Origin of the sequence: Corynebacterium tuberculostearicum (assembly GCF_046097255.1) — a bacterium.
Lineage (GTDB): Bacteria > Actinomycetota > Actinomycetes > Mycobacteriales > Mycobacteriaceae > Corynebacterium > Corynebacterium tuberculostearicum_J.
Genome location: NZ_CP175770.1, coordinates 2,010,109 through 2,029,104, shown reverse-complemented (window position 1 = coordinate 2,029,104; position 18,996 = coordinate 2,010,109). Strand labels below are relative to the sequence as shown.

The 18,996-nt window shown below is 60.8% G+C and carries 16 protein-coding genes and 1 tRNA gene; 8 read left to right on the top strand and 9 right to left on the bottom strand.

The window, feature by feature from the left end; translation table 11 throughout:
* Positions 1–17: 17 nt before the first annotated feature.
* A complete protein-coding gene (gene putP, locus ACKFRY_RS09645) occupies positions 18–1,583 on the bottom strand; it encodes a sodium/proline symporter PutP (protein WP_408922760.1) in 1,566 nt (521 codons plus the stop codon).
* Positions 1,584–1,750: 167 nt separating this feature from the next.
* On the opposite strand from putP, the gene ACKFRY_RS09640 reads away from it, so the two are divergent.
* From ACKFRY_RS09640 to ACKFRY_RS09610, 7 genes are all read left to right on the top strand, one after another.
* Positions 1,751–4,786 carry a DEAD/DEAH box helicase gene (locus tag ACKFRY_RS09640; protein WP_408922759.1) on the top strand — a complete coding sequence of 1,012 codons (3,036 nt, stop codon included), beginning with the start codon at positions 1,751–1,753 and terminating at the stop codon, positions 4,784–4,786.
* 3 nt (positions 4,787–4,789) lie between these two features.
* Positions 4,790–5,611: an SWIM zinc finger family protein gene (locus ACKFRY_RS09635; RefSeq protein ID WP_408922758.1), complete on the top strand. Its 822-nt coding sequence runs from the start codon at positions 4,790–4,792 to the stop codon at positions 5,609–5,611.
* Positions 5,611–6,729, top strand: a complete 1,119-nt coding sequence (locus ACKFRY_RS09630) for an exonuclease SbcCD subunit D (protein ID WP_408922757.1) — start codon at positions 5,611–5,613, stop codon at positions 6,727–6,729. Before ACKFRY_RS09635 ends, ACKFRY_RS09630 begins: the two co-directional genes overlap by 1 nt.
* Positions 6,729–9,314, top strand: a complete 2,586-nt coding sequence (locus ACKFRY_RS09625; protein WP_408922756.1) for an AAA family ATPase — start codon at positions 6,729–6,731, stop codon at positions 9,312–9,314. Before ACKFRY_RS09630 ends, ACKFRY_RS09625 begins: the two co-directional genes overlap by 1 nt.
* 4 nt (positions 9,315–9,318) lie before the next feature.
* The gene (locus ACKFRY_RS09620; protein WP_250410312.1) at positions 9,319–9,825 is read left to right on the top strand and encodes a MarR family winged helix-turn-helix transcriptional regulator; all 507 of its coding nucleotides are present in this window, start codon (positions 9,319–9,321) and stop codon (positions 9,823–9,825) included.
* Positions 9,826–9,830: 5 nt separating this feature from the next.
* Positions 9,831–10,130 carry a hypothetical protein gene (locus ACKFRY_RS09615; protein WP_005323427.1) on the top strand — a complete coding sequence of 100 codons (300 nt, stop codon included), beginning with the start codon at positions 9,831–9,833 and terminating at the stop codon, positions 10,128–10,130.
* 108 nt (positions 10,131–10,238) lie between these two features.
* Positions 10,239–10,442 (top strand): hypothetical protein, encoded by a 204-nt coding sequence (locus ACKFRY_RS09610; protein WP_005323426.1) that lies wholly within the window; start codon positions 10,239–10,241, stop codon positions 10,440–10,442.
* A 56-nt stretch (positions 10,443–10,498) separates the two neighbouring features.
* Here ACKFRY_RS09610 and ACKFRY_RS09605 read toward each other — a convergent pair whose 3' ends face one another.
* Genes ACKFRY_RS09605 through ACKFRY_RS09595 form a run of 3 tightly spaced genes read right to left on the bottom strand, consistent with a single transcriptional unit; the run spans position 10,499 to position 12,991 of the window.
* Positions 10,499–11,665, bottom strand: coding sequence for an ABC transporter permease (locus ACKFRY_RS09605; protein ID WP_005323418.1), 1,167 nt, complete (start codon positions 11,663–11,665; stop codon positions 10,499–10,501).
* Positions 11,666–11,668: 3 nt separating this feature from the next.
* Positions 11,669–12,568, bottom strand: coding sequence for an ABC transporter ATP-binding protein (locus ACKFRY_RS09600; protein ID WP_005323417.1), 900 nt, complete (start codon positions 12,566–12,568; stop codon positions 11,669–11,671).
* 3 nt (positions 12,569–12,571) lie between these two features.
* A complete protein-coding gene (locus ACKFRY_RS09595; protein WP_408922755.1) occupies positions 12,572–12,991 on the bottom strand; it encodes a hypothetical protein in 420 nt (139 codons plus the stop codon).
* Positions 12,992–13,176: 185 nt separating this feature from the next.
* On the opposite strand from ACKFRY_RS09595, the gene ACKFRY_RS09590 reads away from it, so the two are divergent.
* Positions 13,177–13,974, top strand: coding sequence for a MerR family transcriptional regulator (locus ACKFRY_RS09590; protein WP_250412371.1), 798 nt, complete (start codon positions 13,177–13,179; stop codon positions 13,972–13,974).
* 90 nt (positions 13,975–14,064) lie between these two features.
* Here the strand turns inward: ACKFRY_RS09590 and ACKFRY_RS09585 are convergent.
* From ACKFRY_RS09585 to ACKFRY_RS09565, 5 genes are all read right to left on the bottom strand, one after another.
* A tRNA-Arg gene (locus ACKFRY_RS09585) sits at positions 14,065–14,138 on the bottom strand.
* A gap of 53 nt (positions 14,139–14,191) precedes the next feature.
* On the bottom strand, positions 14,192–15,778 hold the full coding sequence (locus ACKFRY_RS09580) for an alpha/beta fold hydrolase (protein WP_408922754.1): 1,587 nt from the start codon (positions 15,776–15,778) through the stop codon (positions 14,192–14,194).
* A 124-nt stretch (positions 15,779–15,902) separates the two neighbouring features.
* Entirely contained in the window at positions 15,903–16,523 is a 621-nt protein-coding gene (locus ACKFRY_RS09575; RefSeq protein ID WP_239228080.1) for an LUD domain-containing protein, read from the bottom strand.
* Positions 16,520–18,025, bottom strand: coding sequence for a lactate utilization protein B (locus tag ACKFRY_RS09570; RefSeq protein ID WP_179386362.1), 1,506 nt, complete (start codon positions 18,023–18,025; stop codon positions 16,520–16,522). Before ACKFRY_RS09570 ends, ACKFRY_RS09575 begins: the two co-directional genes overlap by 4 nt.
* A complete protein-coding gene (locus tag ACKFRY_RS09565; RefSeq protein ID WP_250410401.1) occupies positions 18,025–18,810 on the bottom strand; it encodes a (Fe-S)-binding protein in 786 nt (261 codons plus the stop codon). Before ACKFRY_RS09565 ends, ACKFRY_RS09570 begins: the two co-directional genes overlap by 1 nt.
* Positions 18,811–18,996: the final 186 nt, after the last annotated feature.

The window sequence follows — 18,996 nt, the reverse complement described above, 5'->3', positions numbered from 1 at the left end:
GTCCGCGTTGGTTCCGATTACTTATCGGTGACCTTTTCTGCGGCTTCCTCAAAGTCGAGGTTGGAGTTATTTTCCACGAGCTTGGCCAGCTTGGTGGCCTCTTCAAACTCGGCAACAACCTCCGGCTGTGGTTCCTTGGTGAGCTTGGTGACTACGACGGCCACGAGGAGGGCCAGGAAGAAGCCTGGGACCATCTCATAGAGGACGTCGGAAAGCGGGGACATGCCCCAGCCAATGGCCACGACGGCGCCGGTTACCATGCCAGCAATTGCGCCGGTGGAGTTGAAGCGCTTCCAGTACAGGGACAGCAAAACGATGGGGCCGAAGGCGGAACCGAAGCCAGCCCAGGCGAAGCCAACTAGGCCGAGGATGGAATCGGACGGGTTGATAGCCAGCAGAGCGGCGATGACCGCGATGGCCACGATGGCGGTGCGGGAGAGGTTGATGAGGACCTGCTCGCTGGGCTTCTTCTTAGCAAAGATGAGGAAGAGGTCCTCGATGAGGGAAGTAGAGACGACGAGCATCTGGGACGACATGGTGGACATGATGGCGGCCAGAACCGCGGTCAGAACGAAGCCTGCGGGCAGTGGGTGCATCATGGCCTGAGCCATATCCAGGAAGATGGTTTCGAAGTTGTCCTGGTCGGTGATGCTGTGGCCGGTCTGAGTGAAGTAAACGGTGCCAGAGAGAGCGACGAAGATGGCGCCGATGACGGACAGGCCCATCCAGGTAACGCCGTAGAAGCGGCCCTGGCGGGCGTCGGAAGGCTTACGCAGCGCCATGAAGCGGACCACGATGTGTGGCTGGCCAAAGTAGCCCAGGCCCCAGGCCAGGTTGCCGATGATGACGCCAGCGGAAACACCCGCGAACATGGAGAAGAAGTTGTCATTTTCCACTATGCCATCGGTGCCGTAGGCATTATTGCTGGCGAAAGAGAAGATGGAGGCAGGATCGCTGAGAGAGACGATTGCCATAATTGGCACGATCATCAGGGCGACGAACATAAGCACGCCCTGGACGACGTCCGTGTAGGACACCGCCAAGAAGCCGCCGACGAAGGTGTAGAAGATGGTCACCGCGGCGATGACGAGCATGCCGGTGAGGTAGTCGCCACCGAAGGTGGACTCGAAGTAGCGGCCGCCGGAGACCATGCCGGAGGAGACGTAGAAGGTAAAGAAGAAGATGATGATGGCTGCGGAGATGATGCGCAGCAGGCGGGACTTATCGTGCAGGCGGTTTTCAAAGAAGGACGGCACGGTAATCGAGTTGGCCGCGATCTCCGAGTAGGAGCGCAGGCGCGGTGCGACCCACTTCCAGTTTGCCCAGCAGCCGACGAGCAGGCCGATGGCCATCCATAGCTCGGACATGCCGGAGAGGAAGAGCGCGCCAGGCAGGCCCATGAGGAGCCAGCCGGACATATCGGAAGCGCCTGCGGAGAGGGCCGCTACGAATGGGTGCAGGCCACGGCCGCCCAAAACATAATCGTCATATTGATCGGTTTGCTTGTAGCTCCAATAGCCAATGGCTGCCATTGCGAGGAGATACACGATCATCGCAATGACGTACCAAGTTGAATCTTGCACGTTTTACTCCTTGTAGGTGTGTGATGACATTCTCACGTTAACGGGGTCACAAGGTTAACCCAAGCGAAAATACAGGTGTGGCGCAGATCTCCGTTTCGATTTTCTGTCGTTCAACTGGGAAAAGGGTGGAACATAACGAGCCTGTAACAAAACCAAAAGGGGCTGCTATGCTGGCGGCTATGGCTTCTTACCTAGTGCATGGACTGTGGCTCCCCGTTACGGGACTAGGTCTATGGATTGAACAGGTAAAAGGACACAAGATCGTCATGCCCAATGCCGTTCCTGAGGGCACCTTCCCGCCAGCGGTGGAGTCCATCCTGGCGAAGAAATCCTTCCGCAACCGAGCGCGGGTATCGCTGCGTACGCCAAAGGGCAAGGATGTCTCCCTGATGGTGCCCATGGCGATGTTCGGCCCCGAAGAGGCCGTGGCGGCGCTTGCCCAAATGGAGCACCTGAACCACAAGCCGCCGGCCACCATTGCGCCCGACCTTCAGTGGCTCATCCACGCCTACAGTGGCCTATGCAAGTTCGTGCGCGCTGGCCGCGTGACCTTCCGGCTGGCTTACCAGGCCAATGAGTGGTTCCCCATGTGGCAGCTGGCCTCGGGCTTGGACGAGCGCGGTTGGCTCGCGGAGATGATGGCGGCCGCGCCGGGCATCTTGCACGTGAATAACCGGGCACTCTCAGATGACATGGCCGATGAGCTCACCCACTGGATTGCCTTCCGCGAGCTGCGGCCCGTGGCGGAGGCTCCGCGCCCGATGCCCTGGCACGAGTTCGCCCGCGCCCTGCTCGATACGCGGCCGATCCGACGAGGGCGCTCGCAGCTGCTGCGCGGGCTCAACGAGTGGAAGAATTCCATCTACGAGGTAGAACTCCAGCTGGTCTACATCGTGGAGGAGCCGCTTGACGTTGACCCGGATACGGCCAAGTGGCCAGTGCGCGTGCGGGTGCGCTCGGGCACGGATTCTCCACGGCCGGTGTCGGCGCAAAGTTTGGATAGAGCGAGTGTGGAAAAGCTGCGCGAAGCTCACCGCAAGGCCGTGCGCATCGCACCCACGCTGGGGGAGACCGCGCAGCTGCCGCAGCCTGGCGACGGCGACTGGGACGTCTACCTAGAAACCCACCAGCTCACCCACTTTATTACCCATGAGGTGGATAAGCTCAAGGCCAGTGGCGTGACCGTCATGCTGCCCAAGGCGTGGGCGCAGATGGAGACTAAGGCCAAGCTGGAAACCCACGAGGCTCGCGATCCGGCCGAGGCCGCCACGAAGAAGCACATCGGCATGAATAAGCTAGTGGACTATAACTGGCGCATGTCCGTAGGCGATGTGGAGCTGACCGAGGAAGAGATGGAAGACCTGGTCAATTCCAAGTCCGGCCTCATCCAGCTGCGCGGCAAGTGGGTCATGGCCGATAAACAGGTCGTCTCCCAAGTCTCCGGCTACATGGACGCGCTGCGGGAGAAGGCCATAGCGCGCAAAAAGAAGGAGCTCGAGCAGCTAGCCGCCTCCGCGGAGATGGCCAAGCAGCTCGACCAGCCAGGGTGGCAAGCCCTGATGGCGGACGTGGAGCGCCGCCGCCAAGAATTCAACGAGAGCGGCGAGGAGCACGAGCAGGTCACCGTGGCCGAACTGCGCGAGCTGGCGCTAGAGTCCATGACCCAAGAGCCCATCGAGTTCACCGGCAGCACCTGGCACACGGCGCTGCTCGGCGGGGTGGATAAGGTTGCCCCGGAGCGCGTGGAGATTCCCGCCTCCGTCCATGCGGAGCTGCGCGAGTACCAGCGCCGCGGCGTCGACTGGCTGTATTGGATGTCGCGCAGTGGCATTGGAGCAGTGCTTGCCGACGACATGGGGCTCGGCAAAACCCTCCAACTACTGTCCCTCCTCGCGGTGGAGAAGGACCGCGGGGAGCAGACCGGCCCCACCCTCGTGGTGGCACCAACGTCTGTGGTGGGCAACTGGGCCCGCGAGGCCCAGCGCTTCGTCCCAGACTTCAAAGTCATGGTGCAGCACGGCCCCAGCCGCCCGCGCGGGGAGGACTTTTTAAAGGAGGCCAGCGAGTGTGACCTCGTCATCACCACCTACGGCACCGTGGGCCGCGATTTTAAGGACATGGGCGAAGTCGGCTGGCAGCGCGTCGTCCTCGACGAGGCCCAGGCGATTAAGAATTCCGCGACGCGCTCGTCCAAGGCCGTGCGCTCGCTGCCCTCGGAACACCGCGTGGCGCTGACCGGTACCCCGGTGGAAAATCGCCTCTCGGAGATGCGCTCCATCCTGGATTTCTGCAACCCCGGCGTGCTGGGCACCGCCTCGTTCTTCCGCAATCACTTTGCCAAGGCCATCGAGCGCAATAATGACGAGGAAATGTCCGAGCGCCTGCGCCAGCTCACCGCGCCGTTTATCCTCCGCCGCGTCAAAACGGACCCGAATATCATCGATGACCTGCCGGAAAAGTCCGAGCAGATCCTCACCGTATCCATGACCACCGAGCAGGCCGCCCTGTATAAGGCACTGGTCAACCAGGTGAAGAAGGATCTGCAGGAGGCGACGGGCATTAATAAGCGCGGTTTGGTGCTGGCCTCGCTGACCCGCATTAAGCAGATTTGTAATCACCCCGCGCACTACCTGGGTGATAACTCTCCGGTGACGCTCAAGGGCAAGCACCGCTCTGGCAAGGTCAAAGAGCTCATGCGCATCGTGGACGAGGCCACCGAATCCGGCGAGCGTCTCCTCGTCTTTACCCAGTACAAGGCCTTTGGCGATATCCTGCAGCCCTACTTAAGCGACCAGCTCGGCCGCGAGATCCCCTTCCTCCACGGCGGGGTAAGCAAGAATAAGCGTGACCAGATGGTGGAGGACTTCCAGTCCGAGGACGGCCCACCGGCGATGATCCTATCGCTCAAGGCGGGCGGCACCGGCCTGAACCTCACGGCCGCCTCTATCGTCGTACACATGGACCGCTGGTGGAATCCGGCGGTGGAAAACCAGGCGACGGACCGTGCCTTCCGCATTGGCCAGCGCCGCAATGTGCAGGTGTATAAGATGATCACCGCAGGTACGCTGGAGGAATCCATCCAGGATATCTTGGACGGCAAGACGCAGCTGGCCGGCGCCGTGGTGGGCGAAGGCGAGGGCTGGCTTACCGAGCTAGACCCAGATCAGCTGGCCGCACTCATGAGCTATCGGGGGAGGGAGTAATCCATGGCCGTAAAAGGCGACGACAACGTCATCTATGCTAATTTTGGCACCCGCAAACGAGTAAGCACCCCGGCCGAGGTCAATCACGTGGACCGCAGCGGGCGCATCCTGTCCACTACGGCCTCCCGCATCGCGGCTTTTACCTCGCATGGTGCAGACCGAGGCAGGATTACCCGGGGCCGCCAGTATGCCGAAGGCGGACACGTCGTGGGCCTCGAGGTGCGCAACGGCGCCATCCACGGGCGCGTGGCCGGCTCCCAGAACGAGCCCTTTGCGGTGCTCATCCAGCTGCCGTACCGCAATAACGACGATATTGCCCAGCTGGCCACCGAATTCGCCCGCACCCCCAATTCCGTGGCCAACGCGCGCAAGGGCATGCTTTCCGACGCCGCCTTGGACACCCTCTTCGCCCCCGAGGCCGAAGACCTGCGCCTGACCTGTGACTGCCCCGATGGCGAGTACGTATGCAAGCACATCGTGGCGGTAGGCGATAAGCTCGCCACCCGCGCTGATGCGGACCCGGCCGTCATTTTTAATATGCGTGGTCTGGACTTTGCCCGCCTAGAGCGCATGGTCCTCGAACAGGCCAAGACGGTCAGCCGCGAAAGCTTTACCCCGAGCGACCTGTCCGAGGAAGAAAAGAATGAGATCTTCTGGAACGGCCGCGAGCTGCCGAAGCTGCCGCAGCCCAAGGTCGCCCCGGCCATCGATGACTCCGATCCGGACCTGTTGCGCAAGGCCATGCGCTCGGTTTCACACACCAATCTGGATCTCCTGCGCGCGGTATCCGATATTGAAGACCTCTACTATCACCTCTCGCACTAATGACTGCTACCACGTTTATCCATACCTCTGATTTTCAGCTGGGCATGACCCGGTGGTTCTTGAAGGGCGAGGCCCAAGGCCGCTTTAATGATGACCGCGAGGCCGCCATCGTCCGGTTGGGAGAGCTGGCTAAGGACACGGGCGCGGACTTCATAGTCGTGGCCGGTGATATCTTCGAGCATAATGCCCTCTCGCGCGACATCCTCGCCCGCGCCACGGAGATGTTCAAGCGCCTGCCGGTGCCGGTCTATGTCCTGCCGGGAAACCACGACCCGCTGGTGGCGGATTCGGTCTTTTATAAGACTAGCGCGGAGAATGTCCACGTCATCGCAGACTCAGAGCCCATCCAGGTTGCGCCCGGCGTGGAGCTGGTCGGCGCACCGTATCTGTCCAAGCGCGCAAACCACGACTTGGTCCGCCAAGCGCTCGAACCGTTGGAGCCGGCCGCGGGCATTCGCATCGCCGTCGGCCACGGCCAGGTGGACTCCCGCTCCGGCGAGGATGACGCCGATACCATCGACCTTGCCTTCGTCGAGGACTGCCTGGACCGCGGGGTGATCGACTACCTAGCGCTGGGCGATACCCACTCCACCGCCAGCCTCGGCACCACCGGCCGGGTGTGGTTCTCCGGCAGCCCGGAGACCACGGACTATAAGGAAACCAGCACCGGTGGCGGCGAGGCCGATTCCGGCAATGCGTTGGTGGTGCGTGTGGGGGATGAGGTGGACGTCGATAAGCGCCGCATCGGCCGCTGGACCTTTGAGGCCATTGATGCCGCCGTGGATTCTGCCGAAGACGTGGAGCGCTTCCTCGCGCGCCTAGGCGAGTACCCCGATAAGGTGCGCACGGCCGTGAAATATAGCCTGCGCGGCACGCTCGGCGTCGAGGCCCACGCCCGTCTGCAGCGCGGTCTGGACGAGTACGAGGCCGTGTTTGCCTCCCTGCGCCCGCGCGAGCGCACCATGGATCTTTACTTGGAACCCAGCGAGGAGGAATTGGCCAGCCTCGATATTTCTGGCTATGCGGCCGAAGCGCTGCATGAACTGCTGGATAACCGCGAGGATCCCGTCGCCCGCGACGCCGCCAACCTGCTATTCCGCTTGGAGGGACAGTCCTAATGCGCATCCACCGCCTAGAACTCACCAACGTTCGCGGCATTGAGCACCTGGTCCTCGATGAGCTGCCCGAGACCGGCGTCGTGGTCATCCATGGCGAGAATGAGGCTGGCAAGTCCACCATCGTGGAGGCGCTCGACGTGGTGCTCACCGAAAAGCACAGCGGCCGCTCCAAGCGCATTCGCTCCCTGCAGCCGGTGGGCAAGGACGTTGCCCCGGAAGTTACGGCCGAGCTAAGCGTGGGGGAGTACCGCTTCCGCATTGCCAAGCGCTGGCTATCCAAGAAGTCCTGCGAGCTTAATATTTCGTCCCCGCGGCCGGCGCAATTTACCGGCAGCCAGGCTGACGATGAGCTGGAGCGCATCCTCTCTGAGCACCTGGACCGCTCGCTTGTCGACGCCCTTTTTATGCGCCAAGACGATACCGGCGAGGCCATCTCTGCCGTTGGCATTCCGAGTCTGACCCGCGCGCTCGAGCGCGAATCTGGCCTGGCCGAGGACGAGGTTTCCGGCGACGATTCTGCGCTGCTGGCCCGCGTGGACAAGGAGTATCAGCGCTACTTCACCGCGGCGAAGGGTAATCCGGCCGGCGAGTACAAGGAATCCGCCGCAGCCCTAGCGCGTGCCGAAGAAGAATACACTGAGGCCACTCGCGTACTGCGCGAGCTCGACTCCGTGGTCGAGCGCTACGAACAACTCGAGCGCGACCAAGCCGCCGCCGAAGCAGAGCTTCCCGCCGCCCGCGCCGACCTCGCAGAGAAACAAGCCCAGGCCGAGGAAGCTGCCACCGCGCAGGCCACCCTGGACTCCCATAAGGCCACCCTCGCCCGTGCTACGGATGACCTTGCCCGTGCGAAAGCCGCCGTCACCGAGCGCGCCGGGCTCGTCACCGCGGCCGAGGAAGCCGCCACGGCCACCGAGGCCGCCCAGGACAAGCTCACCGCCGCCCAGGACAAGGCGAAAGAAGAAGCCGCGGCCAAAGAATCGCTGGAGAAGCAACTGGCAGAGGCCAAAGAGGACTATGCCGCGGCCCGCAGCACTTTAAAGCAGGCACGCCGCCTGCAGGACAAGAAGAAGTTTGAGCAGCTCAGCACCCGTCTGGAATCGCTTGACGGACTAGCCGCCGAGGTAGACCAGGCTCGTGCGGCCATCGCCCAGCGCAGTCGCGAGGTCACCGCGGCCGATGTCACCAGCCTGCATAAGGCGGACTCAGCGCTGTCGGTGGCCGAGCGCCTGCACGAGGCCGCGGCCGCCAAGGTGTATTTTTCCGGACCTGCTGGCTCCACCATCCGCGTCGACGGCGAGGACATCGAGGTGGGGGAAGACACCGCCGTCGAGCTTGTCGACTCCCGCGTAATCACCATCGGCGATATCACCGCCCGCTTCTCGGCCGGTTCCTATTCCGCGGAGGACACCCAGCGCGATGTGGAACAGGCCCGCACCCGGCTGCACGAGCTGCTCGATACCCTGGGCGTAGGTTCAGTGGCTGCGGCCGAGGAAGCCCATGAGACGCACCGCGCACAGAACGACGCCCTCGATGCTGCCACCCGCGCCCTTGCCGCGGAACTGGGTCCGGATGATTTGGGCGAGCTGCGCGCCCAGCATACTGCGCTGGCTGAGAAGATCGCGGACCTTGCGGACGGGGAGGAGCTAGACCTCGCCGCCGCCGAAGCCGCGGAGGAAGAAGCTAGCGAAAAGGTCGATGCGCTCGACCGCGAACTCGTACCGTACCGCGAAAGCCGCCTGGCCCATGAGGCTGTGCGCCTCGATGCCGAACTTGCCGCGGCCCGCGAAAACGCGCAGCGCGTGACTCGGGACCTCACCTCCGCGCGCGAGCGCGCCGCCGACGAGGACCTGCGTGCCGAGGTCAGCCGCCTAGAAGCCGTCGTGGGAGACCTGCGCGGGCAGCTCGAAGAAATGGAAGCCGTTGACCTTGCTACCGCGCAGTCCCTGGTAGAAGGCGCGCAGTCCCACCTGGATTACCTCACCGAACGCATCCAACGCTGCGAGGTAGACCTCGGCCGGCTTTCCAGCGAGGTGAACTTCCACTCCGGTGCCGCCGAGCGCGCCCAACAGGCCACCGCGGCGCTGGAGATGGCCCGGGCGGTATATGAGAGCGTGGACAAGCGTGCGCAAGCCGCCCGCTATCTGCGCGAACTGTTGCTCAAGCATCGCGATGCCGCCCGCCAGCGCTACGCCGCGCCCTTCGTGGCTGCACTGTCGCGGCTGGCCCGCACCGTGTACGGCGGCGGCATCACTTTCGAGCTCGATGACGACCTCCGCGTGACCACCCGCACCCAGGACAATGAAACGGTGAGCCTGGCCAGCCTCTCCGGTGGTGCCCGCGAGCAGCTGGCCATCCTCACCCGCTTTGCCATCGCGCAATTGGTGGGGCCGGAGTCGGTTCCCGTTATTGTGGATGACGCGTTGGGCTCTACCGATGCACACCGCCTGCAACTTATGGCCACGCTCTTTTCCCATGTCGGAAGGGACAACCAGGTATTGGTCTTTACCTGCATGCCGGAGCGCTACTCCCGCGTACCGGGACGCAGTGAGCGCGACATTGCCGCGCTCAAAGGGGTAATCTAGTGCCATGCCTTATCAAACTCGCTGGTTAGACGACGATGAGCAGGAGCTATGGCGCCTGCTCCTTGGCGCCGTGCGCAAGATCGATAGGGGAATGGAGGAAACGCTCAAGGCCGGCGGCGAAGTATCTGCCTCCGAGTTCGCCGTCCTCGTCGCCCTGTCCGAGGCACCGGAACAACGCCTGCGCCTGCACGAACTGTGCACGCAGCTGGAGTGGGACCGCTCCCGCGCCTCCCATCAGGTAACTCGCATGGAAAAGCGCGGCCTGCTCACCAAAGAACCAGACGAGGATGATGCACGCGGCATCAACGTGTGTGTGACCCACGTGGGCCTAGAACACCTGCGGCGTGCCGCTCCGGAGCACGTGGAATCTGTGCGCCGTATGGTCTTTGACCACCTGCAACCCGAGGACGTACCGGCGCTGCGGCGCTTTTTCACCGGAGTTCTTCAGGTCAATAACATCCCGGGCTATGAGGGGTACGTGCCAGATTCGCTACTACACGGAAAGGATTAAGCTCCATGATGGGACAAGAGCTCTTCGAGCACCCGAAGAAGCAGTATAAGACCTACGGGATCACCGCGTTGGAGGAGCTTAGCCCGCGCATCGGCGATCCAGAGGTGCACTTGGACGACGCCGCCAGCGAGGACCAGGTTGCCGCCATGGAGGAGGCACTGGAGGCCTACCCAGATTCCGCTCTCACCTATGACCAAGACACCGAGCTGTGGATCGTCGGCGCGGAAGAGGACATTGAGCGCATGCTTGGTGACCGCGAGTCCTTCGTAGAGGCGCTGCTCAATGATGAGGACCCAGGAATTTAATCGCCAAATTTTGGTGTCAATCAAAAGTGCGAGGAATGCGGCCTTCTGGTCGCTTAACTGTTAAGATATCCGTAGTTAATCCTCGGTGGATCGAAAGGTTTTATCATTATGAACGAGCGTGAGGCTCAGGAACAGCGCGAAGCAGCCGCCCGCGATAAGAGCAAGGGCTGGGTTTCCGTCTTCGTCCAGTGGATCCCGAACATGCTGCTGGCACTGGTAATGGTTGCTGCCATGTTCTTCGGTATGTACTACATCGAGCACGGCACCTTGGACATCACTCAGCCGATCACCAACGAGTTCATTACTCAGTAGCTTCGGCACATAGAAGAATCCGGCTCCCGCACGACGGCGGGAAGCCGGATTATTTTTTACTTGCCCAGCGCCTGACGCCAGGTCATCTTCCTGCCATTATTCAAAATGGCGCGGCGGTAGATGCGGCCAACGATGACGATAATAAGTGCCGTGACCAAGGCCATGAGCAGGTAGCTTGCGGCAAGTCCCAGCCAGCTGAGGTTGCCCCCGGCCACCTGCATAGGGGCGACCAGCATGGATACCGGCGGCAGCCAGGTCATGACCTGCATCCATGTAGCATCTAGGTGCATCCAGCCGAACATCGGTACATACATGGTGGCAAAGACGAGGAAAAGGATGGGTGCCTGCGTGGATTGGAGATCCTCGGTGCGCTGCACCATCGAGCCGGCTGCAGCGTAGAGGCTGCCAAAGAAGAGCAGGCCGAGAATCTCGCCAACAAGGAGGACGGCTACCAAGCCGTAGTCCAGCTCGATGTCACTAGCCAATCCAGTCGTAGCAAGAGAGATAGCACCGCCGCCCAAAATGAGCAGCGTGGCTAGGAATCCAACGATGGTATTGCCCAGAATCTTGCCGGCCAAAAAGTCCACCGGACGCACGGAAGACAAGATAATTTCCACCACTCGGGACGACTTTTCCTCCGTGACGCGGCCACCAATCAAGCCGGCGAAGGTCATGACGGAAAAGACGACCACCATTGCGCCAATGAGGACCGTGGCTACGCCGGCCATCTTATGTTCCGTGCCGTCCTCTTCTTCTAAGTTCACCTGATTGACCGTGGTCGAGGGGGTAGCCTTTTCTAACTCTTGTGGGTCAATATTGAGCGTATCCAGCGCAGTTGCTTGTGCTTGAGAAGCAACGATTTGGTTGACGGTGGTGGTCACGGACGCTGGGGCATCCCCTTTGCTCACGAGTTCCCAGCCGTCGTTCTCGGCCGGCACTAAGGCGGCATCGGCGTCTTCATTCTCTACCATCTGCTGGGCTTCTGCGCGGTCTTTCGCCGCGGTGGCATCGATGCCGGAATCATCAAAAGCAGACGCTTCCATCCCCACGACGGCTACGGAATCTGGTTCGTCATCGCCGCTGAAGAAATTGATAGCGATAGGGCCGATAATGGCACCGAGGATGAGTAGCAGCATGGTGCCCACCACCATCTTCGACTTCAGCGCGACCGCCATCTCACGCTTGGCTACAACTCCGATGGTCTTCATTGCGGAATACTGCATGGCCTAGGCCTCCTCGTTCTGGTTGCTGGTGACGACGTCCTGGAAAAGCTCGGTCAGGTCTGGGATCTTGCGGCCGAAGGAATGTACCGGGCCTGCGGCTAGGGCTGCCTGCAGGATTGCCTGGTCATCGATGGTTTCATCGGCCTCGAGCACGACGGCGTCGGCTGTTTCTGCCACCAGCTCCGTGCCTTCCGGATACCAGCCGCGCGCTGGGGTAGCGACCTCAAAGCGGAGAGGGCCTTGGCTGCGCAGCTTATCGACGCCCCCTTCAGCCACCATATGCCCCTTCGTCACAATGCCCACGCGGTCACACAAGCGCTGCACCAGGTCCAACTGGTGCGAGGAGAAAATGACGGGCACGCCGCGATTGGCGCGCTCGCGCAGCATGTCTGACATGACGTTGACCGCAACCGGGTCCAGCCCGGAGAAAGGCTCGTCCAGAATCAGCATGTCGGGGTCGTGGATGAGGGAGGCCGCGAGCTGTACTCGTTGCTGATTGCCCAAGGAGAGGTCATCGAGCTTATCGTCCATGCGCTCGCCCAGACCTAACTGTTCTAGGAGCTCAGTGCCGGCGCGCTTGGCGGCGGGCTTATCCATGCCGTGCAGTGTACCGAGGAAGACCAGCTGGCTAAGCAGAGGCTCTTTGCCGTAGAGCCCGCGCTCTTCTGGCATATAACCAATGCGGCGGCGGTTATCGTCATTGATTGGGGCGTCATCGAAGTAGACCTCGCCAGAGTCTTTGGCCAGCACACCAAGTGCAATGCGCATGGTGGTGGATTTTCCGGCGCCGTTGGATCCGACGAAACCGAAGATTTCGCCGTCACCAACGCTAAAGGTCATATCCCGCAGGGCTTGAGTCTCCCCGAAGGACTTATTGAGGTGGTCAATGGTCAAGGTGGGCATGTGTTAGTCCTCCGAGTTCTGGTTGAAGGTCAGTGCGTAGCCGACAGCGGGCAACGTGGCAGAGATGAAGTAGCTAAAGAGCAGGTAGTAGCCAGCTCCAAGCAAATATTTGGTGCCAATAGTGCCGGTAATTCCTCCGCCTAGGAACCAATTGCCTACGAGAAGGGTGACAAGACCGCCGGCAAAAAGAAACGCGTTAGACAGCTGGAAAGCCTTCCGGCGCCACTGGTCGAGAACCCGGGCCTCGTACTCATCAAGAGAGGACAGCGGCTTGCGGTCTTTGGAATCAATGGACACCCGCAGAATGGTCCAGGGAATGCAAGAAAGCACCATTGCGATAGACATTCCTAACAGTGCCCAGTAAGAAGAAATCGCCAGGGCGACGATGAGGAAAATCGCGGATACAGCTACGCAGCCATACATTGACGCGATTAATCCCCGGGTGGGGCCGAGCCTGCGGAACCGTTCGGCGCGGATCGTTGTTGAAACAGGGGCGTCGTTTGCTGTCATACATTCAAGTGTTGCATAAACCCAACACTCTGGCAACAGTTTCTGCAAATTTTCTTTGGGGTTGACCCTGACGCGACGTTAGGCGCGACAATGTCACCATGGACGACATCGATGAAGTTCTTTATACCGTTGGCGAGGTAGCAGCGCTTTTCCGCATTACGGTGCGCTCCTTGCACCACTGGGAGGCACAAGGCTTGCTATCTCCCACGTGGCGCAGCTGGTCCAATTACCGGCTGTATACCGAGGAAGACTGCGCCCGCGTGCAGAAGATTCTGATCTACCGCGCTACCGGGATGAAATTGACCGATATTAAACAGCTGCTAGATGGCGATGCTTCCGATCTGGAGCATTTGCGGAGGCAAAGAGAAAGCCTGCTCGCGCAGCGAGACAGTCTTACAGACATGCTGGCAGCAATTGACACCTTGATGGAGGATGCAATGAATAACCGAAAGCTCACCACCGAAGAAATAGGACAGATTGTCGGCGATGCCAACTTCGCCGCGCATCAACAAGAAGCCGAAGAAGCCTATGGATCGAGCGAGGACTGGTCTATCTATCAGCAGCGCACGGCCGGTTGGTCGAAGGATGACTGGAGTGATGCTCAAACCGGCGTCGCTGAGGTGGAAAAGGAGCTGGCCCAAGCCGTAGCGGGCGGTGTGGCTGCGGGGTCGGAGGAGGCCCAGGGGCTCGTCGACAAGCACCGCGCAGCACTCAGTGCCTTCTTTCCCGTCACGCCGGCAAAGCACTTCTTAATCTCGCGCGGCTATGTGGCTGATGAACGCTTCCGTGCCCATTATGAGGCGCAGCAGGAGGGGTTGGCGCAGTGGCTGGCAGACGCGATTGAGCATGCGGCTAAGGCGCAAGGGGTGGATACCGACAAGCCGGAGTGGAAATAGAAGGCTCGTGTGCAGCTAAGGTAGACCTAGCTGACCAGAAAACAAGTAGACCGCTGACCACCAGAAAATCTTGGTGGTCAGCGGTGAATGTGTCCCCGACAGGGATCGAACCTGCGACCTTCGGTACCGGAAACCGATGCTCTAATCCGCTGAGCTACGGAGACATCGCTGGGAAAATTCCCAACGATGTGATTTTAGCGCATGGGGTAGTGGGGGACTAAATCAACCCGGGGGCGTCGGCAGTAGTGACTTCGCCGGTGCGCAGGTAGTGCACGCCGATGTCATCGACGACCTTATTCTGGGACGCAAAGTGGGCATGGCCAGGGCCGTGGACGGTGACCACGCGGGACTGCATCGGCTTCGAGAGGCTGGTGTGGTATTGGTACGGCGTTTGTGGGTCGCCCGTTGCTTGAATCTGGAGGGGCTTGGTGGCGAGCTTGGAGCCGTCGAGAGGCGCCTGGCCAGTGACCGGCGCACGTCCACCGCAGCCCGCGCCGGAGCCGTAGAGAGAGTTGACTTGGGTGAAGGGATCAAAGCTGACGAAGTTGGACCACAGGTAGCTCGGGTACAGCAGCGGATTTCCGGGCACGGTGTTTTCATTGCAAACAATGAGGTTTTGCATATTTATTGCTTGCGCGAAGGACTCCTGTTGTTTCTGCAAGGCGTCCGGATCGGCCTGCTCCGCATCCATAGGTTCGCTACCGTTGAGGTGCTTGGCAAAGGCATCCCATTGCGAAGGGGTCGGTACAACAAGGAGGCGCGTCATGTTCAGTAACGGGGAGGCTGCCTGCACGGCGTTCGGGTTGTGAATCTTCTGGCTGAGAAACTCCGCCTGCACCCGCAGCGGGCCAGTGGCGGTCATAATGTCCGCACCAGGCTGACCGGCAAACTCGAGGCCTGGAGGTAGGTCACCGATCTTGGCGTTAGGTGGCAAGACAGTAGGGCGTACACCTGCTTCACGCGCTACCTTCTGCGACCACTTTTCATAGACCTGCAGCGGGGTGGTGCCAAGGTGATATTTCGCATCATTTTTGGCAATAAATCCGAAGAGATCGTGCAGTCCCTTTTCATAGCCGCGCTGTTGGGAAGCAAAGATGCCATTCCACGCCAGCTTGGGGCTCATACCCGAATCTAGCAAGACCTTGCCGGTGTGCTCTGGATACTTGGTGGCGTAGGCAGAGCCGAGGTACGTGCCATAAGAGGTGCCGGCGATGTCAATCTTTTCCTCGCCCAAAGCACGGCGCACCATTTCCCAGTCCTGCAGGGTATTCGCAGTGGTCAGTGAGTTGGTATAGCCCGGAGTATTCTTTTCGCAGGCATCGCGGGTGAGCTTTCCTACCTGGAGGCTGCCTTGGAGCGGATTGCTGGTGGCCGTGGCATCACACTTGACCGGGGTGGAGCCCGGCAGGCCACGCGGTTGTACCCCGATGGTGTCCCACTCATCGCGCACGGCCTGTGGCCATGGAATGGCGCTATTGCCGGCCCAACCATAGGCATCGCCACTTGGGCCACCAGGGTTGGTAAACAATGCGCCACGGCGGGCGCTTGGGTTGGCTGCGGGCACCCGCACGAAGCCGACGCTGATGGTGCCGGCCTTCGGATTGTCATAGTAGGTAGGGACTTCGATGCGTCCGCATTCAGCCGAGTCGATGTCTACCTGCTCGGGGCAGTCTTCCCAGGAAATAGCGGGCTTGGTTTCCAGCGGTGCAGGTGCAGGCGCGGCCGTGGCAATCGGTGCAGTGATGCCCATGGTCAGTGCGGCAGCACCAAGCGTGGCCGCAAGCTTAGAAGAAAAAGAAAGCATAGGTTAGGTCTCCAGAATAAAAATGATTGGTAGACCTAGCCTATGCTTTTTTGATGCCTTTGGCATCATATTCACAGTAGGTGGGTGCCCTCACCGGCCGGGGCAGGAGAGGGGCTACGCATTACTACTTGACGATGACAACGATGAGGTCACGCGGGCCGTGTACGCCCTCGACACGAGTGAGCTCGATATCGGAGGTAGCGGACGGGCCGGAGATCCAGGTCGCTGGCTTCTCCGGGTTCATGCGGGAGATGACCTCGGGGATACCGTAGACGATCTCGTTCTGGTGGACGATGCACAGGTGGCGGTCCGGAACCAGAGTCAGTGCACGACGGCCGCAGCGCTCATCAGACTCGAGCACAATGGTGCCGGTCTGTGCGGAGGTGACGTGGGAATAAGTAACCACAGCGTCCGTCTCGTTCAGGGTGCGCGGATCGACGGACTTATCGTCCGGCTTGGCGTCGAAGCCCTCGAAGAGGGTGGCGTCCATGCCTTCGGCGTAACGAATGTCGTTGCACTCGCGGTCCTTGAGGATCGTGGCGATGGTCTGCTTGAGCTCGCCTTCCTCGGTGACGTGCACCTCGGCCTTGTAATCCTCGAGTCGGTCAATGAGCATATCGCGCAGCTCGTCCGCGTTCAGGGTGCCCTCGTGGTGGTAGTCGCGCGGGGCATCAACGTGGTCGGGGAGACCAGCCTGCTTCTGGGCGGAGCGGATGCGGCTTAGGATTTCCTGCTTTGCGTTCACTTTTTGGACTCCTCACGGGCCTCGGCAAGAAGTTCCTTGCCTTCTTCGGACTCGAACCACTGGCGGAAGGACTTCTTTGGCGGAACCGCGGTGTCGCGGCCCTCGGACCAACCGGACATAAACAGTGGCAGGGATTCGATGGTCTTGTTGGTGCCACCCAAGATGCGGCCCAAGGCGACCATGTGAGTTGCCTTGTTCCACAGCTTCGGGTTGCTCCACAGTAGCTGAATGGTCTTGAAGAGCTTCGGCTCGATTGGTGGGGTGGCGTGGGTGACCTTCTGGTGGCGGTTTTCCAAAATGACGTCGGAAAGCGGAATCTTCACCGGGCACACCTCGTCGCAGCGGCCGCACAGCGAGCACGCATAAGGCAGGCTGGCGGAAGGATCGTTGTGATCCTTCATGCCGGTCAGCTGCGGCGTCAGGGAAATACCGATCGGGCCAGGGTAGACAGAGCCGTAGGCGTGGCCGCCGGCGCGCTCGTAGACTGGGCAAACATTCAGGCAAGCCGAGCAACGGATGCACTTGAGAGCCTGGTGGCCGATCGGGGAGGACAGGGCCGCGGTACGGCCGTTATCCAGCAGTACCAAGTGGAAGTTCTGCGGGCCATCGCCCTCAGTAACGCCGGACCACATGGAGGTGTACGGGTTCATACGCTCCGCGGTGGAAGAACGCGGCAGCAGCTGGAGGAAGACCTCCAGATCCTGGAAGGTAGGAACCAGCTTTTCGATGCCCATCACGGTAATGAGGGTCTCCGGCAGGGTCAGGCACATACGGCCATTGCCCTCGGACTCCACGATGTTGATGGTGCCGGTTTCTGCCACGCCGAAGTTGGCGCCGGAGATGGCAACCTTGGCCTGCATGAACTGCTCGCGCAGGAACTGGCGGGATGCCTCGGCCAACTCTGCTGGATTAGCCTGCAGGGTGTCATCGGTATTTGGCATCTTGTTGACGAAGATATCGCGAATCTCCGCGCGGTTGCGGTGGATAGCCGGAACCAGAATGTGGGACGGCTTATCCTCGCCCAGCTGCACGATGAGCTCGGCCAGGTCGGTCTCGCGAGCGTTGATGCCCGCGGCCTCCAGGTGCTCGTTCATGCCGATTTCCTGGGTGGCCATGGACTTAACCTTGACCACGTCGGTCTCGCCGGTAGCGCGAACCAGACCCTCAATGATCTGGTTAGCTTCCTTGGCGTCGCGTGCCCAGTGGACGACGCCGCCGCGAGCCTTAACTGCCTCTTCGAACTGCTCGAGCAGCTCCGGCATGCGGGCGGCAACGTCTTCCTTGATGGCGGAACCTGCAGCGCGCAGCTCCTGCCAATCGTCCAGCTCCTCCACAGCGTTGGAGCGCTTCTCACGAATGGAAGTGGTGGCGTGCTGCAGGTTGTGGCGCTGGGTGGCGTTGTTCAGGCCAACGTGTGCCAGAGGAACAAAGGCCTTGCTGCCGCGCAGGTTGCCGTAGCCTTCCGGCGCGCGCGGTGGGGTGGTATCGAGGAAAGAGGTCATTAGAGCATCGTCTCCTTGGAGTAAGCGGCGGAGGTCGGAGTCCATGGGTGCTCCTTGGTGGAAGCCAAGATCTCAGCCATGTGAACGGCGCGGACGCCGGAACGCTGGCGGCTCAGGGCGCCACCGATGTTCATCAGGCAGGAAGAGTCACCGCCGGTGACGAATTCTGCCTCGGTCTCCTTGATGTGGCGAGTCTTATCGGTGACCATCGCGCGGGATACCTCTGCGTTCTTGATGGCGAAGGTGCCGCCGAAGCCACAGCATTCTTCCTTATTCGGAAGGGTGACCAGTTCGATGCCTTCGACTTCTTGCAGCAGCTGCATCGGGCGATCGCCCAGCTTCAGGAAGCGCAGGCCGTGGCAGGAAGAGTGGTAGGTCACGCGGTGCGGGAAGAATGCGCCCACGTTAGTAACGCCCTCGACGTCTACCAGGAATTCTGGCAGGTCCAGGGTCTTCTGGGTGGTCTTGCGAGCGCCGTCGACGTCGGCGGAGCTGCCGTAACGGTCGGCGATGCGCTCGTGCTGCTCACGAACGGCACCCACGCAGGAACCAGAGGCAGCAACGACGTAGTCAATGGAGGGATCTGCGAAGGCATCCGCATAGGAGCGGATCATGCCCAGGGTTTCCCTCTGGTAGCCGGTATTGATGTGCATCTGGCCGCAGCAGGTCTGCTCCTCCGGGAAGACCACCTCGTGGCCCAAGCGGGAGAGAACCAGTGCCGTTGCCTTTTGTACGTCCGGGAAAAGGGCGTCACCAATGCAAGTGGAAAATAGCGCAATGCGCATACGGTGCTCCTCGTTGATTCTTGACATGGGGGTAGGCACAACCCTACTCCTTTTAAGCAGTACGTGCGTAATGCGTCCCTTTGTTGACCAGCAATTATTTCGCAATATCAATGTTGCAAAAAGCTCTTATCAAACGTTTGTCCTGCAAAGAGGAGTTTTCTGGCCCGGCCCTTTTCACACTTGACT

Excerpts from the sequence above, each read along its gene's own strand:
- ACKFRY_RS09640 (WP_408922759.1), top strand. The coding sequence starts at position 1,751 with ATGCTGGCGGCTATGGCTTCTTACCTAGTGCATGGACTGTGGCTCCCC.
- ACKFRY_RS09635 (WP_408922758.1), top strand. The coding sequence starts at position 4,790 with ATGGCCGTAAAAGGCGACGACAACGTCATCTATGCTAATTTTGGCACC.
- ACKFRY_RS09630 (WP_408922757.1), top strand. The coding sequence starts at position 5,611 with ATGACTGCTACCACGTTTATCCATACCTCTGATTTTCAGCTGGGCATG.
- ACKFRY_RS09625 (WP_408922756.1), top strand. The coding sequence starts at position 6,729 with ATGCGCATCCACCGCCTAGAACTCACCAACGTTCGCGGCATTGAGCAC.
- ACKFRY_RS09620 (WP_250410312.1), top strand. The coding sequence starts at position 9,319 with ATGCCTTATCAAACTCGCTGGTTAGACGACGATGAGCAGGAGCTATGG.
- ACKFRY_RS09615 (WP_005323427.1), top strand. The coding sequence starts at position 9,831 with ATGATGGGACAAGAGCTCTTCGAGCACCCGAAGAAGCAGTATAAGACC.
- ACKFRY_RS09610 (WP_005323426.1), top strand. The coding sequence starts at position 10,239 with ATGAACGAGCGTGAGGCTCAGGAACAGCGCGAAGCAGCCGCCCGCGAT.
- ACKFRY_RS09605 (WP_005323418.1), bottom strand. The coding sequence starts at position 11,665 with ATGCAGTATTCCGCAATGAAGACCATCGGAGTTGTAGCCAAGCGTGAG.
- ACKFRY_RS09600 (WP_005323417.1), bottom strand. The coding sequence starts at position 12,568 with ATGCCCACCTTGACCATTGACCACCTCAATAAGTCCTTCGGGGAGACT.
- ACKFRY_RS09595 (WP_408922755.1), bottom strand. The coding sequence starts at position 12,991 with ATGTATGGCTGCGTAGCTGTATCCGCGATTTTCCTCATCGTCGCCCTG.
- ACKFRY_RS09590 (WP_250412371.1), top strand. The coding sequence starts at position 13,177 with ATGGACGACATCGATGAAGTTCTTTATACCGTTGGCGAGGTAGCAGCG.
- ACKFRY_RS09580 (WP_408922754.1), bottom strand. The coding sequence starts at position 15,778 with ATGCTTTCTTTTTCTTCTAAGCTTGCGGCCACGCTTGGTGCTGCCGCA.
- ACKFRY_RS09570 (WP_179386362.1), bottom strand. The coding sequence starts at position 18,025 with ATGACCTCTTTCCTCGATACCACCCCACCGCGCGCGCCGGAAGGCTAC.
- ACKFRY_RS09565 (WP_250410401.1), bottom strand. The coding sequence starts at position 18,810 with ATGCGCATTGCGCTATTTTCCACTTGCATTGGTGACGCCCTTTTCCCG.